Below are 18,289 nucleotides of genomic sequence, written 5' to 3'. Positions count from 1 at the left end.
TCGCTGTGCGTCTGATGCGACGTCCAGCAGCACGTGGGAAGGTTACAGACCTGAGCGGATGCGGACGTCACCCCGGCGGGCGAAGGCGTTGACGTGTCGCGCGTGACGTCGCAGCAAACTGGCGGCGATCGACCCCGCCAGGTGAGTCCGGGATGCAGCGGCGTACCCATCAGACCCGCGCGCCACGAACCGTTGACGCGTGCCGTCCACATGGACGACCAGCGGCCTAGAGGTCAACCATCGCCTCGACGAGCGGTACGCGCAGGCCGCGGTACTCGGCATCCACAGCGGTCCGCACCCGCACCAGATCGGCTTCCGGCCAACTCGACTGGTCTGTCGCGAGAACGACACGGTCGGCGCGCAGCGTCCGGGCCACCCTGGCCAACTTGGCCGCCTGCCGTCCTCGCCGCCTGTCGGTGTCACCGAGTTTGGCTCCGGCCTTTGCCTCGACGATAACGACGTCGCCGTCCGCGTGGGCGATGAGGTCGATCTCGGCGTAACTGTGCCCGTTTTGGATGAACTCGACTTCCGACGAGTCACCGTACGTGCCGCGGGCGGATGCGGAGAGCCGAGCGGCGGCTCGCATGGGGAGGTCACCTCGCTGCGTCGCGATCTGGCGGAGCGAACTGTGCAGGTCGTACATCCAGGAGGGCTCCGCCTCGCTTTTCCACCAGCGCGCCGAGGTGAGGGAGTTGCTCGCTCCGCACAGCGGGCAGCGGTACCGCTGGAACATGTCGTCGACGCCGATGAAGGACTGGCGACCGCAGTCCTCGCACCGCAAGACGACGCCCATGCGTGCGAGCCCGTGGTCCTGGAGCAGATCGAACTGTGCCCGTAGCCAGGCTGGCTTGTCCGAGACGTCGCTCTCGTCTGGGACTAGCGCGAGCATCTGCGAGAACGAGAGGTATGGGCGCTTGTCCAGGAGGAGACGTGACGGTGTCGCATCGCCGCTGGCGGCACCACGCGGGGCACCTGCGCGGTGCGGCTCGACCTGCTGGAAGCCCAGTAGCACATGGTGGAACGGGCTGGCGATCAGGTCGGTGAGTGCGGGCCTAGAACCGAGGCGCCGCTCAGCGAGACGCGCGGCCTGCCCCGCCTGGGAGTGGGAAACGTCGAACCCGTCGGCCCGGGCCATGTGCGCGACCCACGACTGGACCCCGAGACTCACCAGGCGTGGGTGTGCGAGCCGTGAGGTGAGCACCGCCCCCGCGGGGATGAAGCCACGGGAGGACGTCGCCATCGACAGGCCGTCGGCTCCGGAGCGGACGGCTTCGGGCCACGTCGCTGGTTGACTGAGAGCATCGCCTCGAAGCGCGCGGCCAGTGGGCATCGTTGATCCGTCGATCGCGACGTCGACGTACCAGTAGCCGTCATCCGCCAGGCGTGACTGCTGAGGTACCGGCGGAACGAACGCGTTGACCATCGCCATCGTGCCGTCGTCCTTCACCTCCACAGCGACAGCGCGCTGGTCCCCGACACCCTCGACCATGAGTTTGCGTCGCAGGCCGCTACGCAGATCGGGTGGTGGCGTCGGGGCGAGCCGATCCTTGGGCTCGATCCCTCCGATGCTGTAGATGGCTGAGGACTCGATTGAGAGGAGAGCGTCCGTCAGGGCGCCCTCATCCAGCGACGCCGATACACATCGAACGTGACTCGCGCGGTTCCGTGCTCGCCAGCCCAGGTCGCGCACGACGGAGCCCACGGCGAGGTTCAGGACCCTCTCGTCGGCGAGCATCTCGGACGTGACCCAAATCCCCGCGCCAAGGAGGAGCCGATACGCCATCGCGAGAGTGAAGTCCTCTGCCGTGTCGCCCACTACGACGACACCGGCTTCCCTGGAGAACCCACTCGTGAGGTCAGAAACCGTGGCGTCGAGGAGCTCGTTCCGCGTGCGGACAGTGTCGGACGCCGACCCGACCCAGAGCGCAGCCGGCGGCGATCCCTTACTCCGGGTGCCGTAGGCGTATCGCAGGATTTCGTGATCGTCGATCGCCTCAGGCTCTGCCCCATCCTTGTCGCGAAACCCCAGAACCGAGCCTGCAACGAGAGCGGCGTCGGACGTCCAGGACTGGGGTACGGCGATGTGAGCCGCTGCCAAGTCCACGCCTGGCGCACGCGTCAACTCTGCGGCCTCGCCCGTCGCAATCGACTGCGCGAGGCTCAACAGTGTGCCGTCATCTGCCCAGTGCTCGATGAACGGAGTCAGGTGTCGAACAAGGTAGTCGCGTGCGATCGCACCAGCCTCGTCGTGAGGACGGAACTCGCCAGCGTCGCTCGCGAGAAGGCGGACACGTTCGTCACCCTCCAGAGCCTGCCCGTCTGAGTCGTTGATTCGGAACCGGCCGGGTTCGACCGTCTCCCACTGACGCGCCGTGGGCTCGAACAACAGAACGTGGTCGGGGTCGTAGGCGGCGAGCACCGGCATGAGCACCGGGGCAATCGCACCCACGTCCGAGTAGGGAACGATCAGGTGCCCGCCACCGGCCCAAGTCTCCTGGGCCGCGGCGAGGGCTAGCGTCGCCCACCGACGCCAATGCTCGTCCCCACGGAACAGAATCACTGCGCGCGGCGGACGCATCGAGGTGCGGACCGTGACATGCCGGGTCACGGCAGAACCGACATCGGCTGCGTGTGCCATGGTCAGGACGATAGGCGCTGGCCAGGACCGCCAGGCCTTGAAGCGCGTTGCGCGAGGCGCGCAGCACCACAGGCTGAGCCTCGCAGCGGACCCCAACCGGTCCCCACGCCCGCAGTCGGCTGACAGGTCGGCAACCTCTACGCAAATCCGGGTTCAGCGAGATCAAGCGTGACAAACGCCGGATCCAAACTGCCGCAGGCGGTCCCTTCGCACCGGGGTTTGGCAAGGACGACGACCTGAAGCCGAGTCATCAGGCTCCGCGCTCGCACACACCACTCGCCCAAGACGAGGGCGGCCCGTCCCAGTCCAGCACTCCCGGTGGACTATCTCTCGCGGCCAAGGCGGCGGACAGGACTGCCGATCCGACGCCCGCTACCGGATGCGACCCGGCGCAGTGCGCGGGATTGGGCAGGCTCACCCGGCGTGGGACGCGCTGCGCGGCGTCACGTTCCTCGCGATGGAAGGTCGCCGCGACATCGAAGGCTCCAACGTGGCGTCGCGGTGCGGTTCACCGTCCGCCTCGCAGCGGCACCTTCCAGCAGGTGTCGCTCTGGCATGCCGTCGTGGCGTGGGCGTTGAGGACCGTGCGTATGCCACAGGAGGTGTGACCCGACATCGGGACGGCAAGGGCGCCGCAGACGTCCTTCACTTGACCGTTGCCACGCCGGGACCGCAGTGGTTCCGGGCGCCGCAGGCGCATTCATCACCATGGGAGCCGATCACGGCACGATGGGAGCCGGTCACCGCGCGCCAACCGAGGATCTCGTAGGCATCACCGTCGGATCGATGGTGTTGCGCTTGGGGCTAGCGCCCAGCGCCACCTAGGCGACGCCATTTGATCGACGTGCAGTGTGATGCGGAAGCACAGCGAGCCACGACGAGAGCGCAAACGTGGGGAGTCACATGAGCGTGCGGAGATCGACCGGGGACATCCGTGACAACGTCATGTTCTTCTCGATGGCACGGAACCTCAAAGACGACCCCTCCTTCGAGGTTTGGATCGCGAAGTTGTGGGAGTTCGACTTCGGCCTGACTGTCAAGTACATGCGGCGCCACGCCGCGCAGTTCAGCCAGGAGACCATTGACATCTTCAACCAGATGCTCACCGTCAATGGCAAGCAACGGTTTGTGATTGAACGACCGTCGACTCCTCCGGGTCGGTAGCCGCGCCGCCCCCAAGCCTGCGCGCGCCGTCGCACTGGGTCGAGTGCGCCAAGACGCCGGTGCGCATCCCGTGTGGACGCGAAGTCGGCGGGACCGAAGGGTTCCTCGTCCCCGGTCTTGAAGAGACACGCGATCTCAACTCGCGCCTCACGAGGCGCCCGCCGAAGGCGTTCCTGTCGGGCCGGCCCGGCTCGACCACTCGGATCGAATCACCGGCACTCCGGAGTCCTACATCACGGCATCCAGGACATTCCTCGACGCCAACCCGGGTCGTCGTCATCAGGAAGTAGCAGGCCCACGCCTTCCGCTCGACTCCGCTGTCCACCTGAGGTGTAGCCCACTTGGCCATGGAGAAGGAGGCCCCGCCCATCCCACCTGCTGTGTGACTGAGGTGGGAGGACGAGATGAACGCCAACCCTGTGGGCGGGGTCACCCCAAACGGGCAGAACGCGGTGTCGACGGCGATCCGCCACGATCAGGTCGGCTATGCCCGGGTGTCGAGCATCGATCAGAACCCGGCGCGCCAGGAGCACGCCATCCGGGAAGCGATCGGTGGCGAGCCCAAGCGCTGGTTCGTCGACAAGGCGTCGGGCCGCACGACCGACCGCCCCGCGCTGCGGGACGCGCTCGACTGGCTCCGAGACGGCGACACGCTCGTCGTCGCATCGTTCGACCGGCTCGCACGCTCCGTCGTCGACCTTCGCCGTATCGTCGACGACCTCGTCGCCCGCGGAGTCAGAGTTCACTTCGCGAAGGAGAGCATGACTTTCGCGGCCGACGCAACCGATCCGATGGCGACCCTCTTGCTGTCTGTAATGGGGGCGATCGCCGAGTTCGAGGTCGCGCTGATCAGGGAGCGCCAGGCAGAAGGCATCGCTATCGCCAAGGCGAAGGGAAAGTACCGGGGCCGGAAGCCCGTCGCGACGGCGTCCCTCGCCGGAGAGGCCAGAGCGCTCATCGACGCCGGTGTGCCCAAGGCCGAGGCCGCCCGGCGCTTGGGGGTCTCACGGTCCTCGATCTACCAGGCGCTGACCGCGCCGAGGGACGCACGATGAGGGCTCGCGTGCGCATCGAAGCGTGGGTCCTGGAGCAGGGCACCTTCCTCCTCGACACCAACGACCGCGTGTGGGCCATCGACCGTCTCGATGTCGGGTTCACCGGCTGGGTGCTGGAGCGACTCGTCCGCGACTGCGAGCCGCTCTACCTGCGCTTCCACACCGCCGAGAACTGCTCAGGCTGCGGCGAGGATGCCTCCACCTGCGGCGAGACCCCGTACTCGTGGCTGGTCAGGCTGCCGTTCTACCTCGCCCTCTCGGACCGGACACCGGGCGGCGGTCCGCACCTCATCGACCTTCTCCTGGCCGACGGGCTCGCAAACGATCGACCCGACGCCGCCTGGCAACGCCAGGATCAACCCGCACGGTGGACGACCAACGACTCCGACCGAGGTCTGCCTCTGACGACCGCAGGGCCAGCACCGAACGCCGACAACGGCGCCCCAGCCCCGCCAGATCCCGCGCGAGACCAAAGCCAACCCACGAGCGAGGCAGCCGAGCCGCGCTCACCCTGGCAGGAGCATTCGGACGATCCCCCATTCTGAGGCGGGGACCCGGGCCAGGCCGCATCTCCACATTGCGGGTGGCGTCTCCGCATGACGGTGATGGCCCCTGCTGGCACGACTGTGCCGGTTTCGAACCTGCGCTCGCCCGGACAAGTACCCCGCAGCCGGGACTACCCGGGCATCCCACGACAAGGAGAACCACGATGCGGTCCGAGGTGCCGATCCACGCGAACTTCGATCTTCCCGAAGGACTGTTCGCCCGCCTGCGCGCAGTCGCCGAGCGGGAGGGAACGACCACGTCGCAGGTGCTGCGTGACGAGGTGACTCGTGCCGCACTGTGGCGGGACCCGGCCGTCGAGCACGCCGTCCTGGACCTACGTGGAGAGCGGCCCAGAGGCGCCCGTGTGCGGACCGCCGCACGCGTGCCCCAGGCCATGGCGGACTGGATCACGACGCTCGCCGATCACCACCGGGTGCCGCACGTAACCGTGTGGACAGCCGTCGCGACGGTCATCGTCGCACGCAACACCGACCAGCCCACCGCCGTGACTCCGGGGAAGCCCTGTGGGTGCTGACACGCCAGTGGTCGCTGCGGACCTGCTCGCCATGCCCGGCGCCTGCTGGCTCGTCGACACCGCGTCCGGGACCCGCTACCTAGTCGAGACCACCCCCGACGGGGCCAGAGTGGCGCGCCTCCCCGGCGGGACCGAGGACCCCGGGCGCGAGGTGGCGGTGCTGCGCCGCGACCGGGCCTGGGTGCCGCTCCTCGCGGCCGGGCAAGCCGCAGACGGTGTCATCGACGTGCCTGGCAAGACCGCCGTCGGGCACCCCATGATCCTGCTGCTCGACATCGTGCGCGACGGCCTCACCATCACGCTCCGCCAGACAACGCCCGTGCGGCGCATCTCCCGCCTGAGCCGGCCAATCTGACCGAAGAGCAGCGGCACGCTGCGCTAGCCACGGTACTGGCACACCCGACTCAGAACGTCCGACGGTTCCCGAAGGAAGAGGTACGACCTGGTCGCCACCCTCCACACCTTCCTTCGATCCCCACACATGAGGGGCAAGGAACCGTCGGACGTTCCTGATGAACGTGTGGGATGACTCCCGAGCCTGGTCGCATTACCGGCGTGATTGGCGCCCGGGCCTGGCGCATAGTGTCGCGGGCGAGCGGTCTGCGGTGGTGGTGCCCACCATCGGCCGGAGGGCGCCACCACCGGGACCCTACGCGCGGTCGGCCTCCTCGCCGTTGAGCAGGACGTCGAGCAGGACCGGGACGCCCTTGATGACCTCGCCGCCGAGCCGGGCGCGCACGTACGCGCGCTTCCGGCCCCGTGAGTCGGTGTTGCGCTTCCAGCCCTGGTTCTCCGGAAGCGCGCGGCCCTCGTCCCACACGGCTTCCCACACCTGAGCGGCCCTGGTGCCGTGCGGCAGCACGTCCTCGCGATTGCGGGATGCGGCGCAGTACGCGTCCGATGGGTTCAGCAAAACGACCAGTTCGCCGTTGTGCGGGGATCGGGCATCGTTGATCTTCGTGATCGCCCCGATGTGGGTCGCCCCCGGTGCCGGGCTCTCTCCGCGCCACCCGATCCGGGCGTTCAGGCCCTTGCGGCCGAACACGTCGGCCGGGGAGGCGTCCGGGCTCTCGGGGACCGACAGGTAGCCCTTGCCGGACTCCAGGGTCGAGCGGACGGCTTCGAGGATGCTAGCGCCGATGGAGCGTGAGGCACGCTCTGAGTAGGTCGACATGACCTGGCGGACGACCGGTTCGTAGGCGGAGTAGGCGTACAGGGTGGGCCGGAACTCTCCGGTCGGGTCGCCGTCGGGGACGGGCTTGCCGTCGGCGTCGAACCACCCGGCCTCGCGCAGCACCATGTCGTTATTGGTCTTGCTGAACGCCTCGAACAGCGGCTCGTCCAGGACGCCGAGGAAGTCGAGGAACTCGCGGAAGACCCACAGTCCCAGCAGCAGGTCCGCGGCGATCTTCGCCTGACGAGCCGGGGAGCCCTTGGCGGCGTCTGGTCCACCGGAGAGTGACTCGATCCACTTCGCGCACGCCGACTCCAAGCCGTTGCGTGCCCCGATGAGGTCCGCGTTGAGGTCGAGCCACTTGCCGGGCTCGGCGACGCCGGTCGCCAGCCAGCGCAAGAGCGCGCCCATCAGTCGAGCCGGGGCGGGGTTCTCCCGCTGGAGCACACGCAGCCGGTCGGTCGGCTCCGTGGTGGGTGCCAGGGCACCCTTGCCGAATCGCAGCGTGATGACGCGGTCAGCGATGGACGACACCGACGGCTCGTTCTCCGCGGTCACGATGAGCAGGGCGCGCGGCGGGCGCGCCCGCCGCAGGCCCATCTCCGCCGTCGCGCGCGACCGCGACCGACGGTTGAAGTTGGACCGGATCATCGAGCCGACGGCCGCCTGCTGACGCTCCGACGTCTGCTTGGACGGTGACGGGGCCAGGTCGTCGACCACCCAGATGTTCGAGTGGTGTCGGTTGATCTCCGAGGACGCGACTGTGTCGTCGGCGGTGCCCGTCAGGGAGTTCTCGTTCCACCGGTCGGGCCCGCACTGCCAGAACGACATGATGTGCCCCGCAGTGAACGACTTCCCCGAACCGGGACCACCGACCAGGTAGGCGGCGGCGCGCGGCAGCAGCGGCAGCGCCGGGCGCAGGGCAAGCGCCAGGACGGTGTGGGCGATGCTCGGGTCTGTCCACGCCCCGGAGTGCAGGTACACGTCGATGACCTCGCGGGCGTCGATGAGAGCCTGCTCAACCCAGTCGACGTCGGGGTCAGGGAACACGACGCCGAAGTTCTCCGCGATGGGCAGCGGGTTCTCCACGCGCACGTCGTCGGTGGAGACCTGCCCATCCTTCCCGATCACACAGTCACCCACGACATACACGGGGCCAGACCCGTCCGGCGGGGACGGCATCCACCCCATGACATCCCACAGCACACGGTCGTCGGGCGCGCCGTTGCCCTTCATCGCTTCCAAGAACGCCTCGCCGTCCTGACGACGCGGCGGCCACCCAGACACCGCCGACAACGTGCGCGGGATTGACGCCCCCTCCCGCCACCACTCGGCAGGAAGCGCATCGACGACACGCTGACGTCCCCGCACGACAGCGGTCCGAACCTCCCCGTCACACCCGTACGCGACCTCGATCGTCGCCCTGGTCTCATCGTCCGGGCTGGGCGTGGTCTCCGCGACCCCGCTCGCCATCTCGGACTGTCGCGGGGATCGGACGGTCTCGTAGAAGGCGATCCGGCCGCCGAACGGCAGGAGGTCCTGCCAATAGGACCCGCCGTCCGGCGTCGCGACCTTCCGCTGCGTCGCAGACCCGTCCGGCGAGACCCGGAATCGGACCATCGGGTCCGACAAGCCGTCGTCGTCCAAACGCAGCGGCGCCTCAGGCAAATCGACAAGGTTGGCACCGATGTCGCCCCACACACCGGCCTGGGCGAGGAAGTCGTCCAGGCCGTCCTTGGCGCCGGTGGCACCGGCCGCGGACAGGTCCACGAAGAAGACGTCCTTGGCGCCCTTGGCTTCGAGGAAGTCCTGCATCTGGGCGGCCTGTGACCACACCTGGTGGTTGGTGGCCAGGTCGGCGTCGAACGTCACCCAGCAGTCACGCCCGACCGGGGCGATCGTGTTCCACTCGGAGTTCTTGTGCCAGTTGCCCACCCCGACGACCGACAGGATCAGGAACCGCTTGTCGGCCGGGATCGCCTCCATGACCTGTCGCAACCGCGCGGCCGGGTCGGCACCCTCCCCGGGCTCCATCAGGTCTTCGTCGGACACCCCGGCAGCGCGAAGGACGGCCGTCAGGGCGGAGTCGCCCTTGATGAGCCCCTCGGCGATCACGATCGTCTGCGGCTGGTCCGGACCGGAGTTAAGCCACGACAGCGGGGTCGCAGGGTGCAGGTCGATCCGGGTGCCCTGGTCCTTGAGGTTGACGTACTTGCGTTCCTTCTTGTCCCCCGGAAACCTCACCGGCGCGGACGGGCGCAACTGGTGAGCCACACCCCGCCTCGCGATCTCGTTCTCGTGGGCGTGCCGCCACGTGGTGTTCGCGTCGAACCACGGCATCAGCAACGTGTCACCTGTGCTGACGCACTCACGCAAGATGCGGCCGTTGCCGGACGCCATCGACGTGACACCAAGGATGTCCTTGGCCCGCTTCAGGTCGGCCTTGTCGTTGAGGAAGGTGGCGTACCCACGGGCTGCCGCCACCAGCGGCGCAACGGCGGAGTCGCGCAGTTTCGCCGCGCCCGAGGAGGTGGAGCCGACGCAGTGGTAGTCGGACATCGCGAACAGCGGCAGGGGGTGCGGGGCAACGGTCGTGGAGGACTCGGAGGACGTGGACGATGCGGAGGACGCGGGGCAGGTGGGACGGGGGGACGGGGGGACCGCGACGGCGGTGCTGTTGTTGCTCATGAAGTCCATATGTGACGACGTGGGAGCCTGGTCTGCCCCCCGCTGCCCTCGCGATGGCCCCACCCATGCCCCCTCAGAATCGGCGAGTTTCTGCGGATTCCGAGGTACTTACCCCCATGCCCTCAAGCAACACCGACTCGTGGACGGAGGAGAGAGCAGCCGAGACTCGGCCCATGATCTGCATCACACCCGCGGGGTCGGGACGGCTGCCCTAGTCTTCTTCGCCACGAGGGGGCACGGGGGCACCGGCACGAACCAGCGGACTTCCGCCGATTCCCGGGGGCAGGCTGGGGGCCGCACGGCGGCATACGGCGCCGTTCGAGCGTCGGGTCCGCCGACCTGTGGGGTGGCGTGCCACCGAGGCCACGCCCTTCGGAGTGGCCGCACAGACGCGCTTCCGCCGATTGCCCCGTGGGCGCTACTGGGCTGGCACTGCTGGCGCGCCTTGTCTTTCCATGTCGGACGCCTCTGTCACGATTCATCGGGTGACGACAAACGAACCAACGCCGTCCGGGCGAGTCGTCGATGCCGTCGAGCGGCACCTCGCCTTGACTGCATCTGGCCTTCTCGTTGGCTACGTCGTCGTCAAGGCCTACGTCTTCTCGGGTCTCGATGTTCCGACGATGCTCGCGGTGCTCGGCGCGATTGACCGGCCCCAGGTGCTCGTCGCCTCAGCCGCCACGCTCGCGGCGACCGTGCTTCCCGCGTTCTACTTCTCGGATCCCGTACAGCGCACAATTAGCCGAGGCAACGCACCGGGCGCGTCGTTCGTGAGCAAGGTCGTCTCCGCTCTACTCGTCGTGCCGGTTGCTACTCTCGTCCTCCCGTTTCTGACGCCGCTGACCGCCATAGCCCTGACGGCTTTGATTGCTGCCTACATCGTGGCGGTCGCAAGTCGCCTCCGAGCCGCACGGCGGGGGGACCGGGCCAGCGGGCAGCACACGCGGCGGCGAGGCATTGGCCGGGACTCAGCCCAATGGCTTATGGCCACGAGCATTGGCTTGATCCTCGCGGTCTCCCTCGGCCAGCCCTGGGTGCCCAGGGAGCGAGTTGTCCTGAAGGACACCGACCCAGTAGTGGGCTACGTGATCGGCGAACGTGGGTCGTTCACGCTTCTCCTGACGGCCATGCGGGAGCCGACGTGGGTGAAGACATCAGCCATCGAAGGCCGCGAGGTATGCGCCGCTACCCGAGGTGGCTGGTGGGACACACCCCTCCTCGATGCTGTGAGGAGGGGACCAGGCCTCCCCGAATGCAGCGCACCACGTCAGTGACCACGACCAGCCGTAGGACTTCCCCCCGACACCCAGGCGGAAACACTCGCGACCCGCCGACGCTCGCATTTGCGAGCATGCTCCCGGCAGCGTTACCAGCGTCAGACCGGAGTTGCGCCAGAACCCGAGGCTGGCCCGCTACCCAGAGACGCTCGACCACTAGGCCCGGCGCACTACGACTCGACCCGTGTCGAACGTGCGCTGACCCTTGGCTGAAGCCCGCGTCAGCGTGATCTCGAAGAGGCCACGCAGTACCTGACGGCGGTCCGCCAGCGAGAGCGCCCGCCACGTCGCCGCCACGTCATCCGAAGACGCCAGCCGCAGTACGGCCGGACCTGTTACCGGGGCAGGCTGCCGTGCCGCCTCGATCTGCGCCAGTTCCCGATCGATGTCCCGCGACACCTCGCCCAGCGTCTCCGCAGACAGCGACCCCGCAAGGAAGGCCACCCGCAGGTCGTCCTTTTTCGAGGTCAACTCGGCGGCACGGCGCACGCCATCGATCAGCCCCAGCCCAGCCGACGCCGGACGCGCCACCCCCAGCAAGGTCGCCCGCGTTGCAGGGTTCGACACGAACCCGATCAAGACCGCCGTGACGTGCTCGTCGGTCGGTCCTTGCTGGATGTAGACGCGCCCGCACCTCCGATTCGCGCATTGGTACGCGCGGTGGACGCGCCCCTTGTTCCTCTGCGCGCGGTGCCGGATCGCCCCGCCGCATTCCCCGCACCGCGCCAGCCACGTCAGCAGGTGGGCGGGAGCATTCGACTGGTGCGTTCGCCGGTCGGTCCGGTACGTCGCGGCCAGGAGGGTGTCACGCTCCTCTGCAGTGATAATCGCGGGCCAGACCGCCTCGTACAGCGCTTCCGGGCCACCGTCGGCCGGCCGGTGCTGCCGCAGTCCCGCGATTGCCGGACCCCGCAGCACTTGCTGGACGGTCTTCGACGTCCACCCGAGCGAGGTGGGACGAGGGAGCCCCTTCTGCATTTCCCGCCACTCGCCAGGCGTCGGCTCATCACGGCGGTTCATCTCGGTGGCGATGCTGTTCGGAGTCATCCCGTCGACCAGGATGGCGTCGACCATCCATCTGACAACGGCGGCACTGTGGGGTTCAGGCTCCTGACCGAGGAGCCCTCCCGTGCGCTTGTCGTAGGTCCGCAGGTACCCGTACGGGACTTGAGATGCCATCCACCCGGTCTGCGCGTCGGTCGCCTTCTGCCGGGTAATGCGTGCCCGGATCCGGTCTGCCTCGTACCGGGCCTCGACGGCATCCTGCGCGGCCCGGCGCCTGTCCGACGGCTTCGCCAGGTCGTAGGTCTCGCCGTCGTACGAGAGCAGCACATTGCGGCGGCGCAGTTGCTTCTCTAGGTCGACGTACGCGTCGAGTGCGCGAGTCGCCCGGCTGCCCTCCCACATCAGGAGGACGTCAGCATCGCCGCGTTCGATCTTCTCGACGACGGCACTCCAGCCGTCACGGCCCTTGCGCGCGTACTCCGACGCCGATCGGTCGTCGTCGACAACCGTCTCGACGACCGTCCATCCCCGCATGCTCGCCTCCCACTCGCAGCGGTCGACCTGAGACTTCGTCGACTTCGCGCGCCGGGTTCGGTCTCGGGAGGCGCGGGCGTAGATGATGGCGCGCCGTGGCGTGTTCGCGGGGTCGGGGACAACGCGGAGCCGTGTGGCGCTCATGCGGCTGCGACCAAGGTTGACGCGGTGGTGTCTTGGGCACGGATCAGGACAGCATGCAGCGCTGCCGCTGCGGCCGGGGTGAGGGGGTGCTCGTAGGCGAGCCGCCACCCTTCCTGTCGGCTCTCTTCGATCTGCTCAGGGGTAAGTTCCATAGCCGCCATATGGGTTGCGGCGGTGGCCTGATCCGCTCGTGCATGCGATGCGTGCATGTGGCCGGTCCGTCCAGTCGTCGATCAGGTCTCTGAACTGCGGCTTAACGTCACCCGGTAGTCGTTGCGGGCAGACGCGCGCACACGCGGCGAGCTCGAGGCGCGCCAGTCGTGGACGGTCAACGCGGCCCGGCTCGCCGCGGCCGGCCCGTGGGTGGTGCTCGCCTTCCTGGCGACCCGCCCGGAGACCGCCCGGGCCTACGACTCGACCGCCGGCGTGCTCGTGCTCGCCGGCGGGGCCGCATGCTCGGTGGTCGCGTACCGGCTCATGATCCGGATCGGGCGCCTGCCCGAGGAAGGGCGGGTGCTCCGGTGAGCGCGTGGGTGTCGTCGACCGGGGCGCTGATCGGGCTGCTCGGCGGGCTCGGGCTGCTGCTCGTCGTCGCCTGGGTGCGCGGTCGGCGGGTCACGCTGGCCTCCCGGCTCGCCCCGGCGCTGCGGCCGCGTGACGCGACGAGCGGCCTGCTGCGCGAGCAGGCCGTGCGGTCGCCGTTCCCCGCCGTCGAGCGGCTGCTCGCACCGTGGCTGGCCGATGTCGCGCACTGGTTCGAGCGGCTCGGCAGCCCGCGCGCCGAGGTCCGCCGACGCCTCGACCGCGCGGGGTCCACCGAGAGCGTCGACCAGTTCCGCGCCCGCCAGGTGGTGTGGACCGTCGCGGGGCTCGTCACCGGGCTGGCGCTCGCGCTCCTCATCGGTGCGACACGCGGGTTCGCGCCCGTGCCGCTCGCCCTCCTCGTGCTCATCGCGGGGGCGTGCGGCTTCGCGACGTGCGACCAGCTGCTCGGCCGCCAGATCACCCAGCGTGAGGAGCGCATGGTCGCCGAGTTCCCGACGGTCGCCGAGCTGCTGGCCCTCGCGGTCACCGCGGGCGAGGCACCCCTGTCCGCGCTCGAGCGCGTCGCCGCGACCGCCCACGGCGACCTGTCGGTCGAGATCCGCCGCACCCTCGCCGACGTGCGCGCCGGGTCCCCGATCGGGCTGGCGCTGACCGACATGGCCGACCGCACCGGCCTGCCGTCCCTGACACGGTTCGCGGAGGGCGTCGCCGTCGCCCTGGAGCGCGGCACCCCGCTCGCCGAGGTGCTGCGCGCCCAGGCCCAGGACGTGCGCGAGTCCGGGCGGCGCGCGCTCATGGAGGCCGGCGGCAAGAAGGAGGTCGCCATGCTCGTCCCCGTCGTGTTCCTGATCCTCCCGATCACGGTCGTGTTCGCCGTGTTCCCCTCGCTCGCCACGCTCCGCGTGGGCCTGTAGCACCACCCACGAAAGGAACGTCATGTCCGACCACACCACGCCGCAGCCGCCCGTCCCTGGCGAGCCCGACCTCGACCCCGAGCGCGGCGACGTCCCCGGGTGGGTGCTCGTCACTCTGATGACCGCAGGCCTCGTGGTCGCGCTGTGGGCGCTCGCCGGCCCGATGCTCAAGGACGCGTTCACGCAGGCGATCAAGAGCGTGACGGGCGGCGTATGAGCCCGGGCGGGTCGGGCGACGGCGAGAGCGGGTCGGACGGCGAGAGCGGATCGGCCGTCGCCGAGTTCGCGATGGTCGCCGCGCTCGTGCTCGCGCTGTTCCTGGGCGTGGTGCAGGTGGCGTTCACCCAGCACGTGCGCTCGCTCGTGATCGACGCCGCGTCCGAGGGCGCCCGTGTGGCCGCCCGCGCCGACCGGGACGCGGACGACGGGATCGCGCGGACGCGGGCGCTCATCGGCGCCTCCCTCTCGCGGCGCTACGCCGACGACGTCGTCGCCCGGACCTCCGTGCGCGACGGCCTGCCCGTCGTCGAGATCACCGTGCGGGCGCCCCTGCCCGTGGTCGGGCTGCTCGGGCCGTCCGGGACGATGACGGTCTCCGGTCACGCGCTGGAGGAGCGACCGTGAACGCGGGCGAGCCCGTCGACCCCGAGCGCGGCTCCGCCGTCGTCGAGTTCATCGGCACCGCGTTGCTGCTCCTGATCCCGCTGGTGTACCTCGTCCTCACCCTGGGCCGGCTGCAGGCCGGCGCGTTCGCCGTCGACGGCGGCGCCCGCGAGGCCGCCCGCGCCGTCGTCACGGCGCCCACCTCCGCCGACGCCGAGACGCGCGCCCGCGTGGCCGTCTCCCTCGCGCTCGAGGACCAGGGCTTCGACGCCGGCCCCGCGCTGACCGGCGACGCCGTCCAGGTGACGTGCTCGGCAGACCCGTGCCTGACACCGGGCGCGACGGTCACGGCCACGGTGCGCGCCGTCGTCCCGCTTCCGTTCGTGCCCGCGCTGCTGCGCTCCTGGGTGCCGCTCGAGATCCCCGTCGAGTCGCGCTACCGCGCGACGGTCGACCAGTTCGTGGAGTCCCGGTGAACGGGGAGACCCGGTGAACGGGGAGTCCCGGTGAGCGGGGACGCGGCGCCCGAGCGCGAGTCCGGGCGGATCCTGCTGCTCGCGCTGGGGCTCGTGGTGGTCGGTCTCATGCTCGTGGCGATGGTGGCGTCGGCCACCGCGGTGCACCTCGACAACAAGCGCCTGTACAACCTGGCCGACCTGCTCGCCGCGAGCGCCGCCGACGCGGCCACCCCGAGCCAGCACCTCGCGGCCGCGGGCGCCGGCCCGCTGCTGACCGACGCCGGCGTCGCGCGCGCGGTGACCGAGGAGCTGGCCGACTACCCGTTCCCGGCGGACCTTCCCGCCGACCTCCAGGTGGTCGAGGCGAGCACCCCGGACGGCCGCACCGCGCGGGTGACGGTGACGGCCCGGTCGCACCCGCCGCTGCTGGCGTGGTTCACGACGTCGGTCGGGGACGGGTTCGCGCTGCGGGCGACGTCGTCGGCGCGGGCGTCGACGGGTGGCCCGTGACGCTACCCTCGCGACCATGACGGACCTCCCTCGCGGCGCGTGGCAGGACGTCGCCCGCGCCACCGGCCTGCTGTCCCCGACGGGTGACGTCGCGGCGACGATCTTCGCCGAGATGTCGGCGCTGGCCGTGCGGACGGGGGCGATCAACCTCGGGCAGGGCTTCCCCGACGTCGACGGGCCGGAGGCCGTCAAGGCCGCCGCCGTGCGCGCGATCGAGCAGGGGGCCAACCAGTACCCGCCGGGCCCGGGCGTCCCGGAGCTGCGCGCGGCGGTGGCCGCGCACCAGAAGCGGCACTACGGCCTCGAGGTCGACCCGGACACCGAGGTGCTGGTCACCACGGGTGCCACGGAGGCGCTCGCGAGCGCCGTGCTCGCCCTGGCCGGTCCGGGTGACGAGGTGATCACGCTCGAGCCGTTCTACGACGCGCACGCGGCGGTCGTCGCGCTCGCCGGGGCGACGCACGTGCCCGTCGCGCTCGAGCCGGCGCCGGACGGCTTCCGCCTCGACGTCGCCGCCCTGCGCGCCGCCGCGAGCCCGCGCACCCGCATCCTGCTGGTCAACTCCCCGCACAACCCGACGGGCACCGTGCTGACGCGCGCCGAGCTCGAGGCGGTCGCGCAGGTGGCGCGCGAGCGCGACGCCGTCGTCGTCACGGACGAGGTGTACGAGCACCTGACGTTCGACGGCGCGGAGCACGTGCCGCTCGCGACGCTGCCGGGCATGGCGGAGCGCACGCTGACGGTCTCGTCGAGCGGGAAGTCGTTCAGCCTCACGGGCTGGAAGATCGGCTGGGTGCACGGCCCGGCCGCGCTGGTCACGGCGGTCCGCACGGTCAAGCAGTTCCTCACGTACGTGTCGGGCGCCCCGTTCCAGCCCGCGATCGCGCAGGCGCTCGCCGACGACGCCGCCCCGCGGGAGCTCGCGGCGTCGCTCGCGGCGCGGCGCGACCTGCTGTGCGAGGGCCTGCGCGCGGCGGGGTTCGACGTCGTCGTGCCGCGCGGCACCTACTTCGTGGTGGCGGACGGGACGCGCCTCGTCGAGCGACTGGGGCTCGCGGACGGCGTCGAGCTGTCGCGGCGGCTGCCGGACCTGGCCGGCGTGGTGGCGATCCCGCTGGCGGCGTTCTGCCGGGCCGGGTCGCCGACGCACGCGCGGCTGCGCCACGCGCTGCGCTTCACGTTCGTCAAGCGGGAGGCCGTGCTGCGCGAGGCGGTCGAGCGCCTGCGCGGGCTCGGCCCGGCGTAGGGCTCAGCCCTCGGCCTCGGCCTCGTACGCGGCCTCGTCCGGGTGCTGCTCTGCCTCCTGCGCGGCGACGAGCTCCGGCGGGCGCTCGCCGGCGATGATCCGCTGCCAGATGACGTCGGCCTCGCGGCGCACCCACACGACGCGGTTCGGGTCGCTCGGCGCGGCCGTCAGCGGCAGGGACGTGAAGACGAGCGCGGCGGGGTCGAGGTGGCGCAGCGACCAGGCCAGCCCCGCGACCTCGGCGGGCCGCGCGAGCCCGCGCCCGGGCGACACCGACGCGAGCACCGCCTCGGCGAGCCGGAACAGCTGCGGCGTGCTGGTGATGAGGTTCTGGCCCAGGATCTCGCGCAGCATCGCGTCGATGAACGCCTGCTGACGGGTGATGCGGGCCAGGTCGCTGCCGAGCTCGAGGCCCATGCCGCGGCCGCCGCGGGCGCGCAGGAAGTTGATGGACTGGTCGCCGTCGAGCCGGACGTCGCCGGCGGGCAGGTCCAGGTTGACGTAGCGGTCGCCGCGCACGGCCTCGGGCAGGTACATGGGCACGCCGCCGATGGCGTCGACGACACCGATGACGCCGTTCATCATGACGACGACGTGGTCGGTGATGCGCACGCCCGTGTTGTGCTCGACCGTGAGGATCGTGCAGGCGGCCGCGCCGGTCAGGTCGCGGCCCGGGCCGCCGCCGATCGCGAACGCGGAGTTGAACATGGCGTTGTTGCGCGGCCGGCTCTGGCCGCCGTCGGGCAGGGGGCAGGCGGGGATGTCGACGAGGGAGTCCCGCGGGATGGACACGACCTCGACGTGCTCGCGGTCGCCCGCGACGTGCACGAGCAGCGTGGTGTCCGAGTGGAACTCGTTGCCCTCCCCGGCGATCTCCGCGTTGCCGTCGCCGCGGTAGTCGGTGCCCATGACCAGGATGTTGAGAGCGGAGCCCGCGAACGGGTCGTCCGGGTCGGCCGGCACGGTGGGCCGGTCGTCGCGCCCAGCGAGCAGCGAGTCGACGTCGGAGACCTGGAGCCCCGAGACCAGGTCGAGGTAGACGGCGCAGCCTGCGGCGAGCGAGAACGCGAGCACGCTCGTGAGCGCCATGCCGAGCCCGCGGGCGACGCGGTGCGTCCGCAGCCGCTGGGCGTGCCGCGGCTGCCGGCGGGAGCGGGGAGGCTCCGCGCGGCGGGCGGCACGGCGCGCACGCGGGGCGGCCGCGTGCCGCGGGGAGTGGGAGGGCACGGCCGGAACCTAACCAGGTCGACCG

At 70.5% G+C, this 18,289-nt stretch carries 16 protein-coding genes and 1 pseudogene; 13 read left to right on the top strand and 4 right to left on the bottom strand.

The annotated features are described in order from the left end of the window. Window positions 1-226 precede the first annotated feature (226 nt). Window positions 227-2,638 (bottom strand): hypothetical protein, encoded by a 2,412-nt coding sequence (locus ET471_RS10415; protein ID WP_129188119.1) that lies wholly within the window; start codon window positions 2,636-2,638, stop codon window positions 227-229. Between the two features lie 903 nt (window positions 2,639-3,541). Here ET471_RS10415 and ET471_RS10410 point away from each other — a divergent pair. The 5 genes from ET471_RS10410 to ET471_RS10390 all read left to right on the top strand — a co-directional run bounded on the left by ET471_RS10410 (window position 3,542) and on the right by ET471_RS10390 (window position 6,293). Then, complete coding sequence (locus ET471_RS10410) at window positions 3,542-3,802, top strand: hypothetical protein (RefSeq protein WP_129188116.1); 261 nt, start codon at window positions 3,542-3,544, stop codon at window positions 3,800-3,802. 404 nt (window positions 3,803-4,206) lie between these two features. Next, window positions 4,207-4,857, top strand: a complete 651-nt coding sequence (locus tag ET471_RS10405; protein ID WP_129188114.1) for a recombinase family protein — start codon at window positions 4,207-4,209, stop codon at window positions 4,855-4,857. Window positions 4,858-4,865: 8 nt separating this feature from the next. Continuing rightward, complete coding sequence (locus tag ET471_RS10400) at window positions 4,866-5,402, top strand: hypothetical protein (protein ID WP_129188112.1); 537 nt, start codon at window positions 4,866-4,868, stop codon at window positions 5,400-5,402. A gap of 164 nt (window positions 5,403-5,566) precedes the next feature. Continuing rightward, on the top strand, window positions 5,567-5,938 hold the full coding sequence (locus ET471_RS10395) for a hypothetical protein (protein ID WP_129188110.1): 372 nt from the start codon (window positions 5,567-5,569) through the stop codon (window positions 5,936-5,938). After that, window positions 5,928-6,293: a hypothetical protein gene (locus tag ET471_RS10390; RefSeq protein ID WP_129188108.1), complete on the top strand. Its 366-nt coding sequence runs from the start codon at window positions 5,928-5,930 to the stop codon at window positions 6,291-6,293. Before ET471_RS10395 ends, ET471_RS10390 begins: the two co-directional genes overlap by 11 nt. A 294-nt stretch (window positions 6,294-6,587) precedes the next feature. On the opposite strand, the gene ET471_RS10385 is transcribed toward ET471_RS10390, so the two are convergent. Beyond that, the gene (locus tag ET471_RS10385; RefSeq protein WP_129188105.1) at window positions 6,588-9,671 is read right to left on the bottom strand and encodes a hypothetical protein; all 3,084 of its coding nucleotides are present in this window, start codon (window positions 9,669-9,671) and stop codon (window positions 6,588-6,590) included. Window positions 9,672-10,285: 614 nt separating this feature from the next. Here ET471_RS10385 and ET471_RS10380 point away from each other — a divergent pair. Further along, window positions 10,286-11,074 (top strand): hypothetical protein, encoded by a 789-nt coding sequence (locus tag ET471_RS10380; protein WP_129188103.1) that lies wholly within the window; start codon window positions 10,286-10,288, stop codon window positions 11,072-11,074. 159 nt (window positions 11,075-11,233) lie between these two features. On the opposite strand, the gene ET471_RS10375 is transcribed toward ET471_RS10380, so the two are convergent. Beyond that, window positions 11,234-12,760, bottom strand: coding sequence for a recombinase family protein (locus ET471_RS10375; RefSeq protein WP_129188101.1), 1,527 nt, complete (start codon window positions 12,758-12,760; stop codon window positions 11,234-11,236). Window positions 12,761-13,033: 273 nt separating this feature from the next. On the opposite strand from ET471_RS10375, the pseudogene ET471_RS10370 reads away from it, so the two are divergent. The 7 genes and pseudogenes from ET471_RS10370 to ET471_RS10340 all read left to right on the top strand — a co-directional run. Further along, a pseudogene (locus tag ET471_RS10370) lies at window positions 13,034-13,285 on the top strand (type II secretion system F family protein); the annotation flags it as partial. Next, window positions 13,282-14,220: a type II secretion system F family protein gene (locus ET471_RS10365; protein ID WP_129188099.1), complete on the top strand. Its 939-nt coding sequence runs from the start codon at window positions 13,282-13,284 to the stop codon at window positions 14,218-14,220. The pseudogene ET471_RS10370 and the gene ET471_RS10365, both read left to right, overlap by 4 nt. A 22-nt stretch (window positions 14,221-14,242) precedes the next feature. After that, window positions 14,243-14,437 (top strand): hypothetical protein, encoded by a 195-nt coding sequence (locus ET471_RS10360; RefSeq protein ID WP_129188097.1) that lies wholly within the window; start codon window positions 14,243-14,245, stop codon window positions 14,435-14,437. Beyond that, the gene (locus tag ET471_RS10355; RefSeq protein WP_129188095.1) at window positions 14,434-14,844 is read left to right on the top strand and encodes a TadE family protein; all 411 of its coding nucleotides are present in this window, start codon (window positions 14,434-14,436) and stop codon (window positions 14,842-14,844) included. The genes ET471_RS10360 and ET471_RS10355 overlap by 4 nt, the downstream gene beginning before the upstream one ends. Then, window positions 14,841-15,299 carry a pilus assembly protein gene (locus tag ET471_RS10350; RefSeq protein ID WP_129188093.1) on the top strand — a complete coding sequence of 153 codons (459 nt, stop codon included), beginning with the start codon at window positions 14,841-14,843 and terminating at the stop codon, window positions 15,297-15,299. Before ET471_RS10355 ends, ET471_RS10350 begins: the two co-directional genes overlap by 4 nt. 30 nt (window positions 15,300-15,329) lie before the next feature. Next, window positions 15,330-15,791 carry a hypothetical protein gene (locus ET471_RS10345; RefSeq protein ID WP_129188091.1) on the top strand — a complete coding sequence of 154 codons (462 nt, stop codon included), beginning with the start codon at window positions 15,330-15,332 and terminating at the stop codon, window positions 15,789-15,791. 16 nt (window positions 15,792-15,807) lie between these two features. Next, entirely contained in the window at window positions 15,808-17,037 is a 1,230-nt protein-coding gene (locus ET471_RS10340) for a pyridoxal phosphate-dependent aminotransferase (RefSeq protein WP_129188089.1), read from the top strand. Between the two features lie 3 nt (window positions 17,038-17,040). Here the strand turns inward: ET471_RS10340 and ET471_RS10335 are convergent, their stop codons facing one another. Continuing rightward, entirely contained in the window at window positions 17,041-18,264 is a 1,224-nt protein-coding gene (locus ET471_RS10335; protein WP_129188087.1) for an LCP family protein, read from the bottom strand. Between the last annotated feature and the right edge of the window lie 25 nt (window positions 18,265-18,289).

The organism is Xylanimonas protaetiae, from assembly GCF_004135385.1.
GTDB lineage: Bacteria > Actinomycetota > Actinomycetes > Actinomycetales > Cellulomonadaceae > Xylanimonas > Xylanimonas protaetiae.
Note: the sequence above shows the minus strand (reverse complement) of the source record. Positions and strands in the feature narration are given on the sequence as shown.